The 18,694-nt window shown below is 61.4% G+C and carries 17 protein-coding genes and 2 pseudogenes; 13 read left to right on the forward strand and 6 right to left on the reverse strand.

The features are described from left to right. Positions 1-16 precede the first annotated feature (16 nt). Genes WS70_RS24590 through WS70_RS31850 form a run of 3 tightly spaced genes read left to right on the forward strand, consistent with a single transcriptional unit; the run spans position 17 to position 4,460 of the window. Positions 17-2,056 carry a hypothetical protein gene (locus WS70_RS24590; RefSeq protein ID WP_082716579.1) on the forward strand — a complete coding sequence of 680 codons (2,040 nt, stop codon included), beginning with the start codon at positions 17-19 and terminating at the stop codon, positions 2,054-2,056. A 3-nt stretch (positions 2,057-2,059) separates the two neighbouring features. After that, a complete protein-coding gene (locus WS70_RS24595; protein WP_059597664.1) occupies positions 2,060-3,040 on the forward strand; it encodes an ATP-binding protein in 981 nt (326 codons plus the stop codon). Position 3,041: 1 nt separating this feature from the next. After that, positions 3,042-4,460, forward strand: coding sequence for a hypothetical protein (locus tag WS70_RS31850; protein ID WP_159082954.1), 1,419 nt, complete (start codon positions 3,042-3,044; stop codon positions 4,458-4,460). Positions 4,461-4,575: 115 nt separating this feature from the next. Here the strand turns inward: WS70_RS31850 and WS70_RS24600 are convergent, their stop codons facing one another. Continuing rightward, entirely contained in the window at positions 4,576-5,079 is a 504-nt protein-coding gene (locus WS70_RS24600; protein WP_082722320.1) for a 3'-5' exonuclease family protein, read from the reverse strand. 472 nt (positions 5,080-5,551) lie between these two features. On the opposite strand from WS70_RS24600, the pseudogene WS70_RS24605 reads away from it, so the two are divergent. The 8 genes and pseudogenes from WS70_RS24605 to WS70_RS31855 all read left to right on the forward strand — a co-directional run. Further along, positions 5,552-6,886 (forward strand): annotated as a pseudogene (locus tag WS70_RS24605) (DUF4158 domain-containing protein); the annotation flags it as partial. Positions 6,887-7,674: 788 nt separating this feature from the next. Beyond that, entirely contained in the window at positions 7,675-9,174 is a 1,500-nt protein-coding gene (istA, locus tag WS70_RS24610; protein ID WP_108033957.1) for an IS21 family transposase, read from the forward strand. After that, the gene (gene istB, locus WS70_RS24615) at positions 9,161-9,934 is read left to right on the forward strand and encodes an IS21-like element helper ATPase IstB (RefSeq protein WP_059596311.1); all 774 of its coding nucleotides are present in this window, start codon (positions 9,161-9,163) and stop codon (positions 9,932-9,934) included. Before istA ends, istB begins: the two co-directional genes overlap by 14 nt. Further along, the gene (locus WS70_RS24620) at positions 9,931-10,146 is read left to right on the forward strand and encodes a hypothetical protein (protein WP_059472649.1); all 216 of its coding nucleotides are present in this window, start codon (positions 9,931-9,933) and stop codon (positions 10,144-10,146) included. The genes istB and WS70_RS24620 overlap by 4 nt, the downstream gene beginning before the upstream one ends. Before the next feature lie 105 nt (positions 10,147-10,251). Then, positions 10,252-11,859: pseudogene (locus WS70_RS24625) on the forward strand (Tn3 family transposase); the annotation flags it as partial. 142 nt (positions 11,860-12,001) lie between these two features. After that, a complete protein-coding gene (locus WS70_RS24630; protein ID WP_159082955.1) occupies positions 12,002-12,529 on the forward strand; it encodes a hypothetical protein in 528 nt (175 codons plus the stop codon). Between the two features lie 75 nt (positions 12,530-12,604). Next, positions 12,605-13,258 (forward strand): hypothetical protein, encoded by a 654-nt coding sequence (locus WS70_RS24635; RefSeq protein ID WP_159082956.1) that lies wholly within the window; start codon positions 12,605-12,607, stop codon positions 13,256-13,258. 193 nt (positions 13,259-13,451) lie between these two features. Further along, a complete protein-coding gene (locus WS70_RS31855; RefSeq protein WP_159082957.1) occupies positions 13,452-13,913 on the forward strand; it encodes a hypothetical protein in 462 nt (153 codons plus the stop codon). Positions 13,914-13,984: 71 nt separating this feature from the next. Here the strand turns inward: WS70_RS31855 and WS70_RS24645 are convergent, their stop codons facing one another. From WS70_RS24645 to WS70_RS33705, 5 genes are all read right to left on the reverse strand, one after another. Continuing rightward, positions 13,985-14,359, reverse strand: a complete 375-nt coding sequence (locus WS70_RS24645) for an HVO_A0114 family putative DNA-binding protein (protein WP_059597213.1) — start codon at positions 14,357-14,359, stop codon at positions 13,985-13,987. Continuing rightward, positions 14,356-14,652: a toxin-antitoxin system TumE family protein gene (locus tag WS70_RS24650; RefSeq protein ID WP_059597214.1), complete on the reverse strand. Its 297-nt coding sequence runs from the start codon at positions 14,650-14,652 to the stop codon at positions 14,356-14,358. The genes WS70_RS24645 and WS70_RS24650 overlap by 4 nt, the downstream gene beginning before the upstream one ends. 11 nt (positions 14,653-14,663) lie before the next feature. Then, a complete protein-coding gene (locus WS70_RS24655; RefSeq protein WP_226382962.1) occupies positions 14,664-16,166 on the reverse strand; it encodes a tyrosine-type recombinase/integrase in 1,503 nt (500 codons plus the stop codon). After that, on the reverse strand, positions 16,163-16,522 hold the full coding sequence (locus WS70_RS33200) for a hypothetical protein (RefSeq protein WP_059597215.1): 360 nt from the start codon (positions 16,520-16,522) through the stop codon (positions 16,163-16,165). Before WS70_RS33200 ends, WS70_RS24655 begins: the two co-directional genes overlap by 4 nt. 326 nt (positions 16,523-16,848) lie before the next feature. Then, positions 16,849-17,139, reverse strand: a complete 291-nt coding sequence (locus tag WS70_RS33705; RefSeq protein WP_059597216.1) for a hypothetical protein — start codon at positions 17,137-17,139, stop codon at positions 16,849-16,851. On the opposite strand from WS70_RS33705, the gene WS70_RS33710 reads away from it, so the two are divergent. Both WS70_RS33710 and WS70_RS24670 read left to right on the forward strand, forming a co-directional pair. Then, positions 17,138-17,440 carry a hypothetical protein gene (locus WS70_RS33710; protein WP_335641170.1) on the forward strand — a complete coding sequence of 101 codons (303 nt, stop codon included), beginning with the start codon at positions 17,138-17,140 and terminating at the stop codon, positions 17,438-17,440. The genes WS70_RS33705 and WS70_RS33710 overlap by 2 nt on opposite strands. Before the next feature lie 68 nt (positions 17,441-17,508). Continuing rightward, on the forward strand, positions 17,509-18,522 hold the full coding sequence (locus tag WS70_RS24670; protein ID WP_226382963.1) for a DNA-binding protein: 1,014 nt from the start codon (positions 17,509-17,511) through the stop codon (positions 18,520-18,522). Positions 18,523-18,694: the final 172 nt, after the last annotated feature.

An 18,694-nucleotide genomic window follows, 5' to 3' on the forward strand; every position in this document is an offset into this window, starting at 1 on the left:
CTCACCGGGAGTGCGCATGGCAGCAGACGGTGATCGTGACGGCGGACCTGACTATTCGCGACGGATCATTGGTGGGCGAAGTATCGATGTCTCGCAGTGGGCTACACCCGATGAAGGGGCAATGGACAGCGCGCAGCGTGAACTTTACTTCGCTCGCAAGCGGGCCATTTCTCTATATCTGTCTGGCGCTTCCGAAAACACGATCAAACAGGCTACGTCTCTCGGAGCAAAGCAGGCCTATCGCCTGATTCGGGAGCGGTGTCTGGAAACGCATCCGGACGGCCGTCCATATGGTTGGCGAGGAATCGTGCCGTGGCTCAGGCTTAAGCCGTATCGTCGGCGCACCAAAGTTCAAATCGACCGGTTCGGTTCTGGCGGCGCAGGTGCACTGCAGACACTGCTCGATTGCCATCCAGATCTGCAACAGGCCTTCGAATCCCGCATCCGAACCAGCTATGCCAGCAAACGGCTGGTTGAAACCAATCATTCCCACAAGCGACATTGGGACTGGCTGATCAACCAGTTGCGGGACCTTGGCTATGAAGCCAGAGGGGAGTGGCCTTTCAATACGTCGAGCCGGGGCTATTACTCTATCCGACGCCATATCGAGAGAGTACTCGCGGCCGATCCACGCGCGCTGGCCGCCAAGACAGGTGGCCCGGACATGGTAGCAAAACTGAAGACCGGCGATGGTAGCAATCGTCCTGTGCTGAAATTTATGCAGCGGGTCGAAATGGATGCGCACAAACTCGATGGCCGATTCTGCGTTTCGATTCCGCTCGCGGATGGGGATTCCCAGGAAAAAATTGTCCATCGGCTTTGGGTTATCGTCATTCTGGAAGTCGTTTCTCGCGCCGTACTCGGATATTTCTTTAGCATGCGCCGGGAAGTGTCGAGCGATGATGTGATGAGTGCCGTGAAACGGGCATTGTGCCGATGGAGTGTGCGGCCGGTCAGCTTCTGTGATATGCCGTACTTGCCGGAAGCTGGGCTTCTTTCCTCACGAGGCGAACATTTCGTTGGCCTTTGCTGGGACGAAACCAGCGTGGATGGAGCCCTCGCTGAAACGAGTCAGCACATTCGAAACTCACTGCGCGACGCGGTTGGATCGATCCTACTGGAGCCGAGCAATGCGTTCTCCAAGAGGCGTAGCAAGGACGACCGCCCATTCATTGAATCCTTCTTTCGTAACCTTGCCGGTAGAGGCTTTCAGCGCCTCTCCAATACGACCGGAGCCAAACCTCAAGACCGCAAGGGAAAAATGCCTGAGGCGGTGGCGTTGGCCAGCCGTTTCCAGTATGAATATGCGGAAGAACTGCTGGATGTACTAATCGCCAATTACAACGCCTCACCGCATCGTGGAATCGGCAACCGAGCTCCACTTGCCTACGCAGAATTCCTTTACCGCAATTCTCCGTCGCCGTTTCGGCGAGCCGACCCTGCGCTCGTCGAATCGCTGTTCAGCGTGCGGAAACGGTGTGTCGTTCGGGGCGGGGCTGCGGCGGGAAGAGCGCCGTTCGTGGAGTTCTTTTACGCTAGATATACCAATGAGGTGCTGCAAAGTCGGCATGACCTCGTCGGCTCGGAAATCTGGGTGGTCTGCCACAAGGAAAACGACTGTCGGGTTGCCATGGCGTCCACGCTGAACGGGATGTCGCTTGGCATACTGCGCGCTGCTCCGCCATGGAATTTGGCTCCGCACAGCCTCTCAGTGCGCAAGGCAATCAGCCAAGCGTGTTTACACGGACAGTTTTCGATTCCGGCCGGCGCCGATGCGATCGAAACCTTCATGAACTATGTGGAGCGCCATGCGCATCACAAACTGCCCGTACATCCGGCGTACCTCGAAGCAAGACGAATTCTAGCGGAGGCGACTACGCAATCGATCGGTGAACGAATGCTGGATATGGCCATCGCCAGGAGCAAGGTGGATATGACTCGAGCCGTACAATCCCAGATGAAGTCTACGTCAGAACCCGCATCTATCGGACGAGGCATACCACGCAGCGATGCCGGTATCGAACTTCCTCCCCGACGAATGGCTCGGTCAAAGTAGCCTATGACTTTGCTCCTGCCCGAGCATATCGATCCGCGGCACTGCGTTGTCACTCGGCAATACGCGGTCTATACACCGCCGATGCACGAGATGATTAGTCAGATCGGTGACTGGATCGATCAGCAACGACCGGGAGGATACATTTACGGTGCCTCACGACTTGGTAAATCGCGTTGCGTGCAGTGGTACGTCGAGACGGTACTGGAAGAACGCTTCCAGGCAGCGATTCCGCTCGTCGTGTGGAACCGCCGCCCAGACAGCCATACCAGCGAAGCTGCATTCTGGAACGAGATCATGCTTGCCTCCCGCTTTGAGTTTGCGACGCCGTCAAAGGCTATGCGGAAATCCGAGGCCGTACACCAGTGCATGCAGCGCTTCATCTCTATCGCGAACAACGCCTTCCGCAATTTCGTGGTTCTGTTGATCGACGAAGCTCAGGATCTGACATTTAGGGAGTGGAAATGGCTCGTCGGATTGCAAAACGCGCTTGACTATGAGGGCTACTTGCTCAGTGTATTTTCCGTCGGGTCGCATCAAATGAGCTACCGGCATGAGTATATGGCTACCACCGGAAATGCTCATGTGGCGGCTCGCTTTATGGCAGCCCACGCTCGCTTTCATGGCCTGCGTTCTGCAAGCGAAATCGAATATGTTCTAAATGGCTACGACAACGATTCGGAATGGCCGAAAGGAAGCGGCATCACTTTTCTGGAATATTTTGCTCCAAGCGATTTTAAGGCTGGACGTAGGTTGGCAGAGTGTGCTGGCCTGTTATGGAAAGCCTTGATCGAACTTACACCGACAGCATCTCGCAAATATCTCGAATTCCCGATGCAGCATGTTGCCTTGGTTATCGAATCGGTCTTGTATACGCTTTCGCACGGAACCGATTGGGAGATCGCAACATCCTACGAGTCCTGGCTCCGAGAACTGGGGAAAGTAAACTTATCAGACCACATGAGAATAATTTCGACAGGATCATGAGGTGAGAGCATATCCATCCGTTAATTGGTGGCCGGAAAATCTTCGCCAATACGAATCTCGTCTCTCGTTCGCGCTGCGCTTTTGTCGGTTGAATGGTATTTCATTCCGAAGGGGACTATCGTTTCTGGATCTAGATGTAATTGGTTACCAGTCGATTGAACTTCGACATGTGGTACGCCTTGTCGATCTCTTACACGAAACACGATCTGTGGCAGAAACGGTTTTCACTCCAATGACACAGTTCTCCGGCCGTAATCCTTATGCTCCTTCGCCTGATAAAATCGCCAGAAAAATTATTCGTTACTGTGAGCAATGCGCCCGGCATGGGTATCATAGTCATCTTTTCGAGTTGAATTGGATATCGAGGTGCCCATTCCACCTGATTGACCTTAAACAACTAGAAATTTCAAGGGGTGGGGCGTCGATTTCTATTGAGAGGATGAAAACACTTGACTATCTGATGCTAGTGCATTGCCAAAGCTGGCCCAATGGAAATTCGAATTTTCCAGAAAAACAGGACCAAAAACGAATCGCTTCGCTCGTCGACTGGGTAGGCCGTGTAGACAAAGCTGCCGCCGCACTTAGCAGCGGCGAGTTTTGGGTCTCTGATGAGCATGAATACCTGGGAAAACCATCGCTCTCACAGTCACTGGGGCAAGTGCAGACTCTGTATCCCATGCCTGGATATGTCCAGCAGATCGTGGGTGGGACGGTTAATCAATGGAAATTTGAAGTCCGCTATTTCTCCGATCTCATCAGCAAGGAACTTCAGCGTGTAGATGATTATGGCCTGGGATTTTTAACTGTTTTTGACTTCTACAAACGAATTGGCCCTCACTCTGACATCGCACCGCGATATATCAGAACGCTACAGTCGCTTCAGGAGTGTCTGCGAGGAAGGCACCGTATTTGTAATTGCCGATGGAGGCGCGTGTATGACGGGCGTGAGATAAACTGGATTCAAATTCCTGCGGACGAAATACGGAGCGAGGGCTGGCTCTGTCCGTTCAGGGTTGCGCTAGAGGAACTCGAACTCGGTTGGGGCGGGGCTCGATGGTTGCGGCTTAACGCCGAGGCCCGGCGGGAACAAATACGGCTTGTCTCGCTGTCGCGTGGCCTGCACGATGCTGGGCTCATTCGATATGTAAACGGGGTTGTTATAGGGTTTGACGGATATCCTCATCCATATCAGGACCGATGGCCCTGTATCGAATGGTGCCGAACATCACCGATCACAGAATTGCTAAATGTCGCCGCTGAATGGGAAATTGAGGCGGCATTTTCCGCACTGGAATCGTGGTTGGATAGTATCGCCGCCGGAGCATCGCCGTTCGAGCGTGATGATCCGAAGTACGTGGTGCGACTGCGGGAATCGGGACGAGGGCTATGCCTACTGAAATGGTTTAGGGTCACGCCATAAACAGTCGGGCGATAACCATGAAAACTGGAAAATTCTATGGCCGGCGCAGCGAGTAAATTGAGTTTGTCTCGTCTATTTTTAGTCCCATCTCATTTATTTCACTTAATTTTCGTCCTTATCGTAATTTTTCTGATCCAGCTTTCCGGGAGTCCATCCAGGCCAACCATCCGTGACGATATGCCCGTGCATCAACTAAAGCATGATGCACTCTGTTGTCGATTTGATAGTATGCGGAGACAGCCTGGTCGTAGATCGATAAATCAATCAGCGGTCGAAGATCGAAATAATGTGAGGCTAGATTGACAGGGAGCGGCGAACCGAGCAGATCGAGCAAGAAACCAAAATCTGTTGCTGAATCGCACGCCACTTGGACGTTACGTGGGCAATCTGCAAACCACGTCTTGAGGTCAGATCTGGCTTGCACAGTTGAGCGTCGCGGACCGGTGAGAAGAAGTATGACTTCTCGCTTGACGAATTCAGTGCAATCAGCGAGGAGCCAAGTATCAGCAAGCTCCACGTAGAATTCTCGCTTTCCGTCTTCTGCCACAAGCGCCAAGCTTATGAGTTGTGGGGCAGCTTGCGAATATCCCGTGTACTCGGTATCCAGAAAGAGCAACATAGTAGAGTTGTCTCCAGCACATCCATAGCTAAAAAGTAACCTTTCCCTTCTGAATTATGCCCCGAATGATGACAGTATGGTGCGTTAGCCTCAATGCCCAGGAATGCGATCAAAGGTAGTTCTTGCTCGCGAACTTTCGACGGGCCGCAGCGACACATTCAACGCCGTGTGCAGCACATCGGTGAAGATGCAGGGCAAAAGCGACGATGGGCGGGTATGAGGCGTGCCCTTCATCGTGTGGTGGGGTCCCCTTGATTTTGATGTCGTTTACCGGGGTAGGCCGACCTAGTCCCGACAAGGCTTAGCGGTCTGCCCCTACAAAAATATCATTAAAAATCAAGCGGTTCCTATTTGCCCTCCGGCTTGCCTTCCACGCGCGCCCAATCAGTGAAATCCCTGACGCCGACGCGTTGCCGCCCCGATTTTTTGCCGCTACGCTCGTCAGTCCGTCCTTCGCCCAGGAGCGCGGCCGATGGAACACTGGCGATTGTCCTACCTCGGCATGCGGCACATCCCGCATGAGCTGACCGAGTTCGAGCTGACCACCTTTTTCACGTTCTCGGCGAAGGAACGCGCGCTCATCGACGGGCGCCGCTCCCACCTTTACCGGCTGGCCGTCGCCCTGCACCTGGGCTTCGTGCGCATGACGGGCCGCACACTCGACGGGTTCAAGCAGGTTCCCAAGAGCCTCTGGCACCACCTCGGCGAGCAGCTCGGCATCACCCCGCCCGATATAGGCACGCTGCGATCGCTTTACGACGGCCGGGCCGACACGCTGGTCGACCATCAAGTGCTCGCCTATCAGGCGCTGGGCTTCCGGCCGATGGCCGAGCATCAGCTCCGCTACGTTGTACGCTGGCTCAAGGAGCGGCTTTCCGGCCGCCAGGACCGCAGCAGCGCGCTGTTCGACCTCAAGTGCTGGCTCTACGAGCATCGCGTCCTGATCGTCCAGGACCGCACGCTCCGGCAGTTGATCGTGCAGGCTGTGCAGGATGTCGAGGCCGCGCTCACACGCAGCCTTGAGGCGGCGTATGGCGAGGCCACGCTCGACCAATGGGGCCTGCTGCTGCCGCGGCCGGAGGCCGGAGGCACGACGAGCCTTCAGCAATGGCTGTGGTCGGTGCCGCTGCGCAACTCGACGCACCAGATGGGCGAGCTCTTCAACAAGATCGACCGGCTGACCAAGCTCGGCATCCAAGCCGGCTGGCCCGCAGCCTGCACCGAGGCGGTCGTGCGGCATTACGCGCGGCGCTGTGCCAATCGCCCGCCATCGGTGAGCAAGCGCATCCGGCAGCCGTCGCGGCGGCTCGAAACCGCATGCTTCATGCGGTACGCGTTGTGCGTGGCCACGGACCAGCTGCTCTGGATGCTCGGCCGCTGGCTGCGAAAAATCGTCAACGAGGCCAGCCGCAAGGTTGATGCCGCCCGCCCCGATCTGAAGGCGCAACTGCGCGACTTCGCCGACGCCGTGAAGGCGCTGGCCGCGGACACTGAGTTGACGCGCGACGAGCTCGCCGAGCAGTTGAACACGCTGGCCGATACCGCGCTCACGCAGAGCGGCCCCAGCCGGGCCAGCCTCGTGCGCGTGCAGTTGCTCGTCAAGCAGCGCGTCGCGCGCGCCATGCTCGCGAAGCTGCTGTCGTTGCCGTTTGCGGCACAAGCCGCGCACCCCGTCATCGATGCGTTGGAGCGGCTGCGCGAGATCTACGGGCGCGGCGAGCGCGCGCTTCTGGAGGACACGGCGATTCATTTGGGCCGCGGCTGGCAGCGCGCGATCGAAGACGAAGATCGCGTGCGTGCGCTGATGTGAACGCCGGTCCAAATCCGACACTAAACGACGGCGTTCTGGAATTGAGCGTTTGAAGTGGCCGTGCTTGGAAGATGATGTTTGCGGGGTAGCGACGCTGCGGATGCCTGACGCTTTGCGCGTCGGAGGGAGCCCGTAGGGCGAGTGCAGACGCGCAAAGCGCGTTGAGGGATGACGGCGCGGATCGGTTGCGGTAGAAAGGCACACCGCCGAAGAAACAACCGGCGCGACACCGGTCAAACCGCCAAGTTCACCCCGGGGTCGCGCCACACTGGACACAGGTGCGGGGCCACGGGGCCAAGCACAGGGACACGTGCAGCCGCAGTATTCCACGGCTGGGCGGACCCTGTCGATATCGACCTGCCATCGGCGTTCCACGGGGACCGCCGATGCTGCCCACGGGCCGCTTCTTCCTGTGCGCCCGCTGCCGGGCGCAGGTGTTCATTTGCCGCCGCTGCGATCGAGGCCAGATCTATTGCGCCGGCGGCTGTGCGCAAGCGGCCCGGCGCGCGAGCTTGCGCGAAGCGGCTCAGCGTTACCAGAGTTCTCGCCGCGGGCGTCTTGCCCATGCGCAGCGCGCCCGTCGTTATCGAGCGCGACACAATAAAGTGACGCATCACGGTTCACCTGCGACGGGGCCCAGTGCTCTACTGCCAGCGGACTCGATGCGCGCCGCTGTCACTCACAGTCGTGTCGCGGCATCGGCGCCGGCGACAACGCATTGCCATCGATGCGGCTGCGCCTGTTCGCCATTCGTGCGCCTTGGCCCGTTCGAGGAGGCTCTAAAGGTGACGATTGACGCTGAACTCGAAGCCCATATCCTGCGGCTCTACCACGTCGAGAAGTGGCGCTGCGGCACGATCGCGCAGCAATTGCACGTGCATCGCGGCACCGTCAAACGGGTGCTCGCACAAGCTGGTCTGCCGCGTCATGGACCGGCGCCGCGGCCTTCGATGATCGAGCCATACCTGCCATTCATTCGCCAAACGCTGGAGAAGTATCCCACGCTCACCGCCAGCCGCCTTTACGGCATGGTGCGCGAGCGCGGCTATCAGGGCCGGCCCACGCACTTCCGACATCTGATCTCTCTGCACCGGCCACGCCCGCCTGCCGAAGCGTACCTGCGGCTGCGCACGTTGCCCGGCGAACAGATGCAATGCGACTGGGGGCACTTCGGTCACTTGCATATCGGCCGTGCGCGCCGGCCCTTGATGGCCTTCGTGATGGTGCTCTCGTACTCGCGCGAGCTGTATCTGCGCTTTTTCCTCGATGCGCGTATGGAGAACTTCCTGCGCGGCCATATCGGCGCCTTCACGCGCTGGGGCGGCCTCGGTAGGGTCGTCCTCTACGACAACCTGAAGAGCGCCGTCCTTGAACGCCAGGGCGACGCCATTCGTTTCCACCCGACGCTGCTCGCCTTCGCCGCACACTATCGGTTCGAACCCAGACCCGTAGCCATCGCGCGTGGTAACGAGAAGGGCCGCGTGGAGCGCGCCATTCGTCACGTCCGCGACGCGTTCTTCGCGGCCAGACAGTTCACCGATCTGGATGACCTGAATGCGCAAGCCGAACACTGGTGCCGCACGCAGGCGGCGGATCGCCCGTGCCCGGAGGATCGCATGATCAGTGTGCGCCAGGCGTTCGCCCAGGAGCAGCCTACGCTGCTTGCGCTACCGGAGAATCCCTATCCCGTCGAGGAAACGCTCGCCGTCAAAGTCGGCAAGACGCCCTATGTACGCTTCGATCTGAACGACTACTCGATCCCGCACACGCACGTGCGGCGCACGCTCACGGTACGGGCCGATCTCGAGCAGGTACGCGTGCTGGACGGTGCCGAGATCCTTGCGCGCCACGCTCGCAGTTACGACCGCGGCGCGCAAATCGAAGAGCCCGTTCACATCGAGACACTGGTCGGCGTCAAACGCGAGGCCCGTCATCATCGCGGCATGGATCGCTTGGCCAAGGCTGCCCCCGCCAGTCAGGATCTGCTGCGCCGCGCGGCTGAACGCAATGCGAATCTGGGCACCATCACGGCGGCGCTGCTGCGGCTGCTCGAACGCTACGGCGCTGCGCAATTGCAGGCCGCGATCGGCGATGCGCTACAAAGCGGCGTGCCGCACCCGAACGCCGTGCGCCTGGCGCTGGAGCGCCGCCGCGAAGCGCTTGAACTGCCACCACCGCTTGCCGTGTGTCTGCCGCCACACGTACGCCAGAAGGACACGCCGGTCCAACCCCACCGGCTCGATACCTACGATCAACTTGCCGGAGGCACGGATGAGCTCGCTTGAATCATTGCGCACACGCGCGCAGGAATTGCGTTTGCACGGGCTGCTGGCCCACTGGCCCGAGGTTGCGCAGGAGCCGTGGGTCGCGCCGCTCGTGCAGTGGGAAGAAGACGAGCGAGCCCGTCGCTCGCTCGAGCGGCGCATCAAGGAATCACATCTGGGCGGCTTCAAAGCCTTGTGCGACTTCGACTGGGGTTGGCCGTCACGGTGTGATCGCGGTGCCATCGAAGAACTGATGACGCTCGGGTTCATGAAGGACGCCGCCAACGTCGTGCTCATCGGCCCCAACGGCGTGGGCAAGTCGACGCTGGCGAAGAACGTCGCGCATCAGGCGCTCGTGCATGGGCACACGGTGCTGTTCACCACCGCCGGCAATATGCTGGGCGAACTGGCTGCGCTCGATAGCGATTCAACGCTGCGCCGGCGCTTGCGTCGCTATGCTGCGCCCGACGTCCTTGTGATCGATGAGGTCGGATATCTCTCCTACTCGAATCGCCACGCCGATCTGCTGTTCGAGTTGATCAGCCGGAGATACCAGAACAACAGCACCATCGTGACATCGAATCGACCGTTTGCAGAATGGTCAGAAGTGTTCCCGAACGCCGCCTGCGTCGTGTCGCTCGTCGATCGCCTTGTGCATCTCGCCGAGGTCATCTCGATCGAAGGCGAATCGTACCGCCTGAAGGAAGCCCGCGAGCGGGCCGACAAGCGCGCCCGGCAGCGTGGCCCGAGCAAATCGGCCAAAGGAGGCGAGTCATCATGACAGCCGTGCCATTGCCCTCAGGCCTCACGCGCGGCTTGAACTTCGTCGTGCCCGACGACTGGACGCCCGAGCAGGCGCTCGCCGTGTTCGAACTGCTCGACGACTTGCGCGAACTCATCTGCGCACGCTATCTGCCCGACATGCAGCGTGTCCTTCGTGGCGATCGTCGGCAACGTGAACTGCCGCTCACCGAGCACGACCCGCCGTTCTGATCGGCGACATTCAAAACAAAGGGGCCCGCGTGGCCCCTTTGTCGTTGACTGTTTCGCTCAACCTTGTGCCGTCGTTTAACGGCGCTTTTACACCGGCGCTAACAGCTGATCGCCTTCGAATGGGCGACGCTTTCGGCGCTGCGCGTCGCGTTGCGCAACGGCTCGGTCTTCGTCGACCACAGCTTTGCATTCCGCAGCCAGGCGACGCTCCTCATCCCCGACGACGTGTGGAAGGCGCAGCGCAACCACTACTACGGCCACCTGAAACTGCCGCAGGACCCGAAGGAATTCCTCGAGCCGGTGCTCGAGCATCTCGACGCCGGGCTCGAGCGGCTCGTGGAAGCGGCCCAACGGGGCGAGGTGCGTATCGACACCGCGGTGCATCTCGACCCGCTCGTGGCTCAGCGCCCGGACCCGGCAGCCGACGCGCTGCGCCGCGCGATTTTCGGTGTGCATCCGACGGGGCAGTTGCCGCGCATCATGCTCGAGATCGACAGCGAAACGCGCTTCAGCTGGCTGTTGCTCGGCCGCGAGCCGCGCTCGCGCAGCGAGTTGCTGATCGTGTACGCGGCCGTACTCGGGCACGGCACGTCGATGTCGGCCGCCGAGATCGCGCGCATGGTGCCGGAGCTCTCGGCCAGCGCGATCCGGCAGATGATGAACCGCGTCGCGGACGAGCGCACGCTGCGGCAAGCCGCCGATGCCGTGCTCGAGTTCATGCGCCGGCATCCGATCGCCGAGCATTGGGGCCGCGCCGATCTCGCCTCCTCGGACATGATGTCGCTGGAGACCACGCGCACGGTCTGGCAGGCACGCGCCGACCCGCGCCGGCGCACGGCGTCGATCGGCATCTACACCCACGTGCGCGATCGGTGGGGCATCTTCTACGATCAGCCGATCCTGCTCAACGAGCGTCAGGCCGGCGCCGCGATCGAGGGCGTAATCCGGCAGGAAAGCACCGAGGACGTGGCCCAGCTCGCCGTCGACACGCACGGCTATACCGACTTTGCGATGGCGCTCGCCAGGGGGCTCGGCTTCGACCTCTGCCCAAGGCTTTCGCACCTGCGTTATCGTCGGCTGCACGTGCCGGTCGGCCACGTCGTCCCGGAGGAACTCGTGTTGGTCACCGACCGCGATGTCCGCCTCGAAGCGATCGAGCTGATCTGGGATGAGTTCGTGCGCGTGACGGCCTCGGTGCAGAGCGGACACTGCACGGCCGTGCAGGCGCTCATGCGCTTCGGCTCTGCCGCGCGCGGCCGGCCGCTCTACGACGGCGGCGTCGACCTCGGGCGGCTCCTTCGCTCGATCTTCCTGATCGATTTCTTCACGATCCCGCCGTTCCGCCGCGAAATGCAGCACGCCTTGAATCGTGGCGAGGCGGTGCATGTCGTCGAACGCGCGATCCACCAAGGCAAGATCCCCGTGGAGCTCACGAAATACCGTCATTCGTTGATGGCCGTTTCCTCGGCGCTGACGCTGCTGACCAACGCCGTCATGGCCTGGAACACGCTGCACATGCAACGGGCGCTCGAGAACATCGAGCGGCTCGGCCAGACACTGGTGCGCCCAGAGTACATGCGCGGCATCGCGCCGACGCGCCTCGACGGGATCAACCTGCGCGGCACGTTCGATTTTCCGGTTGCGGACTATGCGCATCGGCTCATGCCCACTCTCGCCCTGGGCGTCCCCTCGTCTTCACGACGCATAGGCTGAGTGGTGAGAGTCGCAGGGTAGCCGCCACGCCGGGTCACGCAGCGCGGCGCATGGGCGAATCACCGACATCCCCGCTGAAAGTCTTGACAAAGCGCCACCCGCACCCTAATGTGTAGTCATTTTTGTATTTTGTGAGCAGCAGATGGCTCTAAACAATCCCTTCCAGGGCGGCCCTGATTTTGTGAGGGCGCTTGTCAACGCGATCGAGGCCGCGCCAACTGCCTACGCTCACCCGCCTCAAGCAAGTGGCCCTGCCACTTCTGTGCGCATGCCAAAAGAACGGGTTATGTACCTGGATGCAATTGCGACTGCGACCAATGGCAAGTGGACCAGGAATGATGTGATAAACGCCTTGCTCGATAAAGGTCTCTTCGCCTTGTTCCATGAATTAAAAGATGAGGACGTGGAGAGAATCACGGAGCAAGCCGCCCAGCAATTATTTCCACCCGCGCATGGGGTATCAAAAATGGAACCATACAACGGACACAGGATCGAAGCGCTCGCCAGCCAAACACCGGATGGACGATGGCATTCGATTTACCGGTACGCGTTGGCTGACAATCCAGCGATGATATTTACGTCGGAATCGACGGAGCAAAATTTCGCCACTGAAGAAGAGGCTATCGAGCACGGTCGGAGGCGAGCAATGGAAAGAATTGATAAATTGTAACGTATTGATCGTGCGATTCCCTTGATCGAGTGTGGTGCGTGGAGGTAGGGAGTCACGCCAGCGATGGGAGAGAGCATGCCAAGAAAGCCGAAGGGTTCTTCAACCGCTGCCAACGAGGCGTTTGTGAAGAAGCAGTTCGCATGGGCGCAAACCGAACCGATCGCGTGGGCCGGATACGCCGATTCGATGATGAGATCGTTCGAGATAATTGCGGCACAAGCCGAGAGCGACGAGCTGGCGGATGCGCAGCAGTGGGATTCCTATTCTCGGTGGAAGCAAGCCAACGACGGAAGTCCTCAACCTCCCTTGAAGGGCATTATCTCTGTAGTGCCTAACGCGATGATGTTGGCCGGGATGGCGGTGGAACTTCTGCTGAAAGGCATTGCAGTTCAAAACCCCGCCATTGTCGCTAGCATTGGGGCAGGTACGACGGCGATACCCGGGGACTTATGGACGCATCGCCTGCGTGGCATCGCTGCGCTGGCTGGGGTCACGCTCGATGCGAACGAAGACGACCTATGCAAGGGGCTCGAAGTGTTTCTGGTGTGGGCTGGACGCTACCCGGTACCGAAGAATCACGAGGCGATGATGCCGGGAACTGCGCCGGGTGGAGGCCAAGCGTCCCTTTCTATTCGATACGGCTCCGACTATTCGACAATTCGAGCGTTGACGACGCGCCTTCGCGCGTTGCTCCCGTCTGCCGACTACGATCACGTCATCGTGATGTAAATCGAGGCGGAAATGCAATCGCGGGTTGTCGGGCAGCGGGGCCATTTAGTCGGTTGTTATCAGTTGCAGATAATCCGAGCACGTGCTTCCGGTCAGTTGAAGTTATTTCGAGTAGAAAACCGCGTCGATTGCAAGCACGACCCGTTTCGATTGCAAGACATTACACCTAGGCAGTCCAATATGGAGGCGCATAATGCGTACGCTACATGTCGTAACGTTACTGTTCTTGTTGCTTTCCTTGACCATGGCGAATCCTGCCAAAGCCGGCGAAGCGCGACAAGATGGTAATTGGTGGAATGTTCAGCAGGTGGGTGAGAAAGGAAGCTACGTCTCCGGCTTCGTTGACGGCATGATGTATGAAAGCGAAATATGGGATATTGGGCTGACAATATCTCAAGGAAAGAAATTTGATCCAGTGCTTAACCGTTACGCAGCGAATGCCGAAAAGTTTGCGAACGACAACTTTAAGCAAGAGTTCGGTCATCTCACGATCGGGCAACTCGTTGATGGGCTCGATCATTTCTACACTGACTATCGAAATCGCCGAATTTCAGTTCGGAACGCGATGGTCATGGTTGTTCGAAGTATGGACGGCACCTCTGAGGAAGAAATGTCCAAACTTATTGAATACCAGCGCAAAAAGGCGTCTGAGTGATGGCTTGGGCGCTTGGCAATATTCTGTTTTCAAATAGGCGGTAATGTCCGCCAAGTATCAAGCATCCCGTCTCAGTCGATTAGCACATGCACGTCGACGCGCGAGGCGACGGCGCGCACAACCTTCTGCGTGCCGTGACCGGGGTTCGCTGCCGTCTCGACCGACACGAGCCCCGCGGCAAGCAGCGCGTCGATGTCGCGCTTCACGGCGCTGCGATCACGATGCAGGCGCGCCGCGATGCTTGTGATCGAGGCCGGCTCGGCCTTGATCGTGCGAAACAGGCCGATGCGCGCCTGCGTGAGCAACTGCGCGGCTTCGGCCGGGTCCTCGAACGTGACGATGTGGGTTTCGGCGAGCGGCTCGCCGCGGTCGGCCTGCCGCGCAAGGCGCTTGCCTCGTGCGAAAAAGTCCGCTTCGGTGCCGGTTCCGATCTGTGTCCTGGTCATGATGAACTCCGCAATGCGGTCCAGTCACGCGCGAACTGGTCCTCGATGTCCTCGAAGCTGACGAAGTCGACCGGCTCCACCTGGCCAAAATAGTGCCGATGATGGTAGCCGTGCGCGTTGTCGTAGCCGATCACCCGGCCATTGTCGCCCTGATAGAGCTCGCGGTTGATGTAGGCGAGGTTGTAACGGGTGACTTGGCCGCTCGCGTCGACCCAGACCTCGCGCCTCAGCTCACCGTTGCCTCGCCGTTTCGTGATGACGTGGCGCTCGTCATGGATCTTCGTTTCAGCCATGACCTAATTTATCATGTCTGCTTGGTTTGCGCAAAGGCCTCGTCGACCAGCGCGCGCAACTGCGAGAGGTCCGTTTTCGCGTACGCGGCCGTGGTCTGCACCGACGCGTGCCCGAGCAACGCCTGCGCGGCCGGCAACGGCACCTGATGGTCGACGACGAGCGTCCTCGCGTAGGCATGGCGCAGCCAGTGCGGTAAGGCGCGGCGCAATGCTGCGGCGCCGGCCGGGTCGACGGGTTCGAGCCGCGCGGCCGCCGCGACGAAGATCGCCTTGACCTCCTCGTAGAGGCCCGAGCCTTGCAGCGAGCCGCCCTTCAGGCCGTGAATCAGCGCCGCATGCTCGTACGGGCTCGGCTGCGGCGGCAGCCCCCGCAACTGCCGGTACGCTTGCAGCACCGGCACACACAGGGCCGGCAACGGGATCGCGCGCGGCTTGCGCCCCTTGCCGAGCACGGAGAGCGTCCAGCATCCGTGCTCGTCGACCTCGAGCCGCGGCAGTTGCGCGTCATCGGACCACACGAGCTCGACCAGACGCACGCCCGCGTAGCGGTAGAGCGTCCAGATCGCCCGGCGCCGCGCCGTCACCAGGGCGTCGTCACCGGCCACGGCGTCGGCCACCCACGCGTCGCACGCGGCGAGGAGCGCCGGCGGCAACATTCGCTGCGGCGCGAAGCTCGCGCGCGAGCGGTTGCCGCGCACGAGGCCCGCGGCCGAATTCGCGCTCAGATACCCGGTCTCGGTCCAATAGCGAAAGAGGCTCGCCACGACCGCGAGCGCCCGTGTTGGCGTGGCGTCCGAGGGCTTGCGCGGCGCGGCGCTCGGCGTGTCCACGGCCATGGGGCGCGGCGCGCGCCGCGCCTGGCGGTACGCCAGCAAGTCGTGGCGTGTGAGATCCGAGAGCGGTCCGAGCCCCTGCGCCTCGCACCAAGCGATAAGCCGCCGCAGCTCGGTCCGATAGGCGCGCAGCGTGTGCGGCGAGCGGCTCGCGCGATCGCGCAGAAAGAGTGCGACGGCCTGCGCGTCGTCGCCGACGCCGAGCGTGTTCGTCGCGCTCGCGACGGCGGCAAAACGCCCGGCGCGCGCGAGCCAGGCCAGCAGCGCGTGCGGCACGGCGACGAGCGCCGCGGCCGCGTCTTTCGGCTCACCGGGCGGCGCCGGCAACGCCGCGTCGGCTGCGCGCTTGAAGCGCCGCCGGTGCGTGTGCAGCACGCGCGCGAGCACCGTTTCGGGCGCCGGCGCCGCGTCGACGGCGACGGTGCGCGCCCGGCCCCGATCCCAGTATTCGACGGCCGCCGGCTGATCGAGCAGCAGGCGCAGGATGGTCGGGCGCGCGGCCTTGGCCTCGGCGAGCGACGCGTAGCGGCCCTTGATCGCCGCAAGCGTCCAGCGCGTGTAGACGACGTGGCCGAGCGCGTCGGCGACATATTCGAGCGCGGCCTCGATACTGTCCGGGAGTCGCCGCGGCGGGGCCACGCCGGCGTCGATCCAGTCGGCCGGATTCAGCACGCCGCTCATGAGGTTTTCGCGCGCTTGGCGGCGGGCTTCGATGGTGCGCGCGTGCGCTTGGCCGTCGCGAGGCCGGCCGCAGCAGCGGGTGAGGCCGGCGCGCGCCGCGGGGTGCCGGCCGAACCGGTCGCAACAAGCCGCATGAGCTCCTCGAGCTGCGCGTGCTGGCTCGCGTGCACGGCCTTCAGTGCCAGCGCCTCGCCGACGGCCTGCTGACGCGCGGCGCGCTCGCGCGTGAGCTCGGCTTCGCGCTGCTCGCGTTCGCCGTCGAGCGCGGCGATGCGCCGCTCGGCGAACTTGAGTTGCGAGGCGAGCTGCGCGTGGTCCTTCTTGAGGGCCTCGCGCTGATAGGCGGTTTCCTGCAAGAGCTGCTTGGGGTAATCGTCCGAATCGTGCGAAATCTGGCGGTCGTCACATGCGGAGGTGCTTGCAGCAAGGCTTCGCAGCTCCGTGACCTTTGCTCAAATAGGGAATGCACAAGCCCTTGATAGGTACGGGTTTTCAGGATCAAAGCGCCATTTTTTGCACGATTCGGACGATTACCCCGAATAGCCACTACGCCGCCTTCGACTCCTCACCACCGGCCAAGGTAATTGTCGTTCTCTAGGAAACCCACTGCAAACGGCAGTCACCGTGAAAATGCCATAAAGTAGCCTCCGCGCAACTGTCAGTTTTTGCAGGTCAAAATCCGTCATGCGCGATTCGTGAGCGAGTTGCTTCCGTTCACACGCCTCTGGTACGGGCAGGGGTGCTGGTACTCACCGAGCGGACGGACTATCTCGAAAGCCTGCAGCAGATGCTGCAAGACACGGTGCAGTCGCTGTTTATGCTGCACGGACGGCTCGGCAGAAAGGCGCGCGCCACCCAGTTGGCAGCCCTTGACGCGCTGCACGGGGACACGCCCCCCGTCGTGCTCGCAACCGGCCGCCTGGTCGGGGAAGGCTTCGACCACCCGGCGCTGGACACGCTGGTAACTGGCCATGCCGGTCGCCTGGAAAGGCACGGCGCAGCAGTGCGCCGGCCGGCTGCACCGCGAGCATGCGAGCAAGACCGGCGTGCGGGTCCTCGATTACGTGGATGGCGGCCATCCGGTGCTGCTGCACATGTGGGAGAAACGGCCAGCGCGGCTACCGCGCGATGGGCTACCAGATGCGCACGCCCGTAACAACGCCAGCTTGAGCTCGCCTGAAATCGGGCAGCCAATCCGCTTTCCGTACCGTTTCCGGCTGTTCGGCGCAGTTTTCGGACGATCACACTCGATAATCGGCCATTATCCAATGTGAGAACACCGCGCCAACAGGCCACCTTGACGCGCAGCCTCGGTACGTATATACATGCTACGTATTACAGTATGAAATTCGAGGAGCACGCTATGGCCCGCGCCGGCCTCACCCGCCTGGACGTCAAGCGCGCCCGCGAGGCACTCATCGCCCAAGGGCAGCATCCGTCGATCGACGCGATACGTATCGCGCTCGGCAACACGGGCTCAAAAACGACGATCCACCGGTACCTGAAGGAGCTCGAGGAAGCCGAAGGCGCGTCGCTGACGCGCGCCGCGCCGCTGTCCGAGGCCATTCAGGAACTCGTCGCGCGGCTCGCCGCGCGCTTGCATGAGGAAGCGCAGGCCGTGCTCGACCAGCAGACGGCGACCGCGGCCGCCGAACGCCAGCAGGCGCAGGCCGAGCGCGCGACGCTCACCGAGGAACTGGCCACGCTGCGCGCGCAGCTCACCGACGCGCGCGCCGGCCTCGAGCGCGAGCAGGTCGCGCACGCCGAGACGCGGGGCGGTTTGCAGCAGCGCACGCTCGACGTCGAGCGGCTCGGGCAGCAGGTGCGCGATCTCGCCGAGCGCCTGACCGAGCACGAGGGCTTTCGGCGCTCGCTCGAGCAGAAACTTGCGCACGCCCACGAGGCGCTCGAGCATTTCCGCACGGCCAGCCGCGAACAGCGCGAGCAGGAGGCGCGCCGGCACGAGCAGCAGGTCCAGCAGCTGCAAGCCGAGTTGCGCCAGGCGAACCAGGCGGCGATCGTCAAGCAGAACGAGATCACGCAACTGAACAAGGACAACGCGCGGCTCGTGGCCGAAGCCGGCGCCGCCGCCAAAGGCCTGCGCGAGCAGCAAGCGGCCGGCGAGCGCCTGCAGGCGGCGGTGAACCGGACGCTCGCCGAGCAGGCCCGTCTGGAGGCCGAGCGCGAGGCGCTGCAAGCGCTCAGCCGCTCGCAGGCCGAGGACCTGGCGCAAGCGCGCGCGGCGTTCGCGTCAGCGACGGCCGAGCGGGCGACACTGGCTGCCCAGCTCGAGGCTCAGCAGCAATTGCTTGCCGACTACCGGGCGCGGCTGGGTCTCGCCAGCGCGGCCGGCTGAAACCGCCAGATTTCGTACGAAAAGGACGCGGCCCCGCGAAATCGCTCAGTCGTTAAGTCATTGATTTGTAGCGTGATTTCAAACTAAACCGCCAGATTTTGCACGAAAAGGACGATTACCCCGTGCTCGGTTGGAACCTTGGGCACCTCCCCAGGTTTTGCACACTCTCTTC

It is taken from the genome of Burkholderia mayonis, assembly GCF_001523745.2.
GTDB classification, from domain to species: Bacteria; Pseudomonadota; Gammaproteobacteria; order Burkholderiales; family Burkholderiaceae; genus Burkholderia; species Burkholderia mayonis.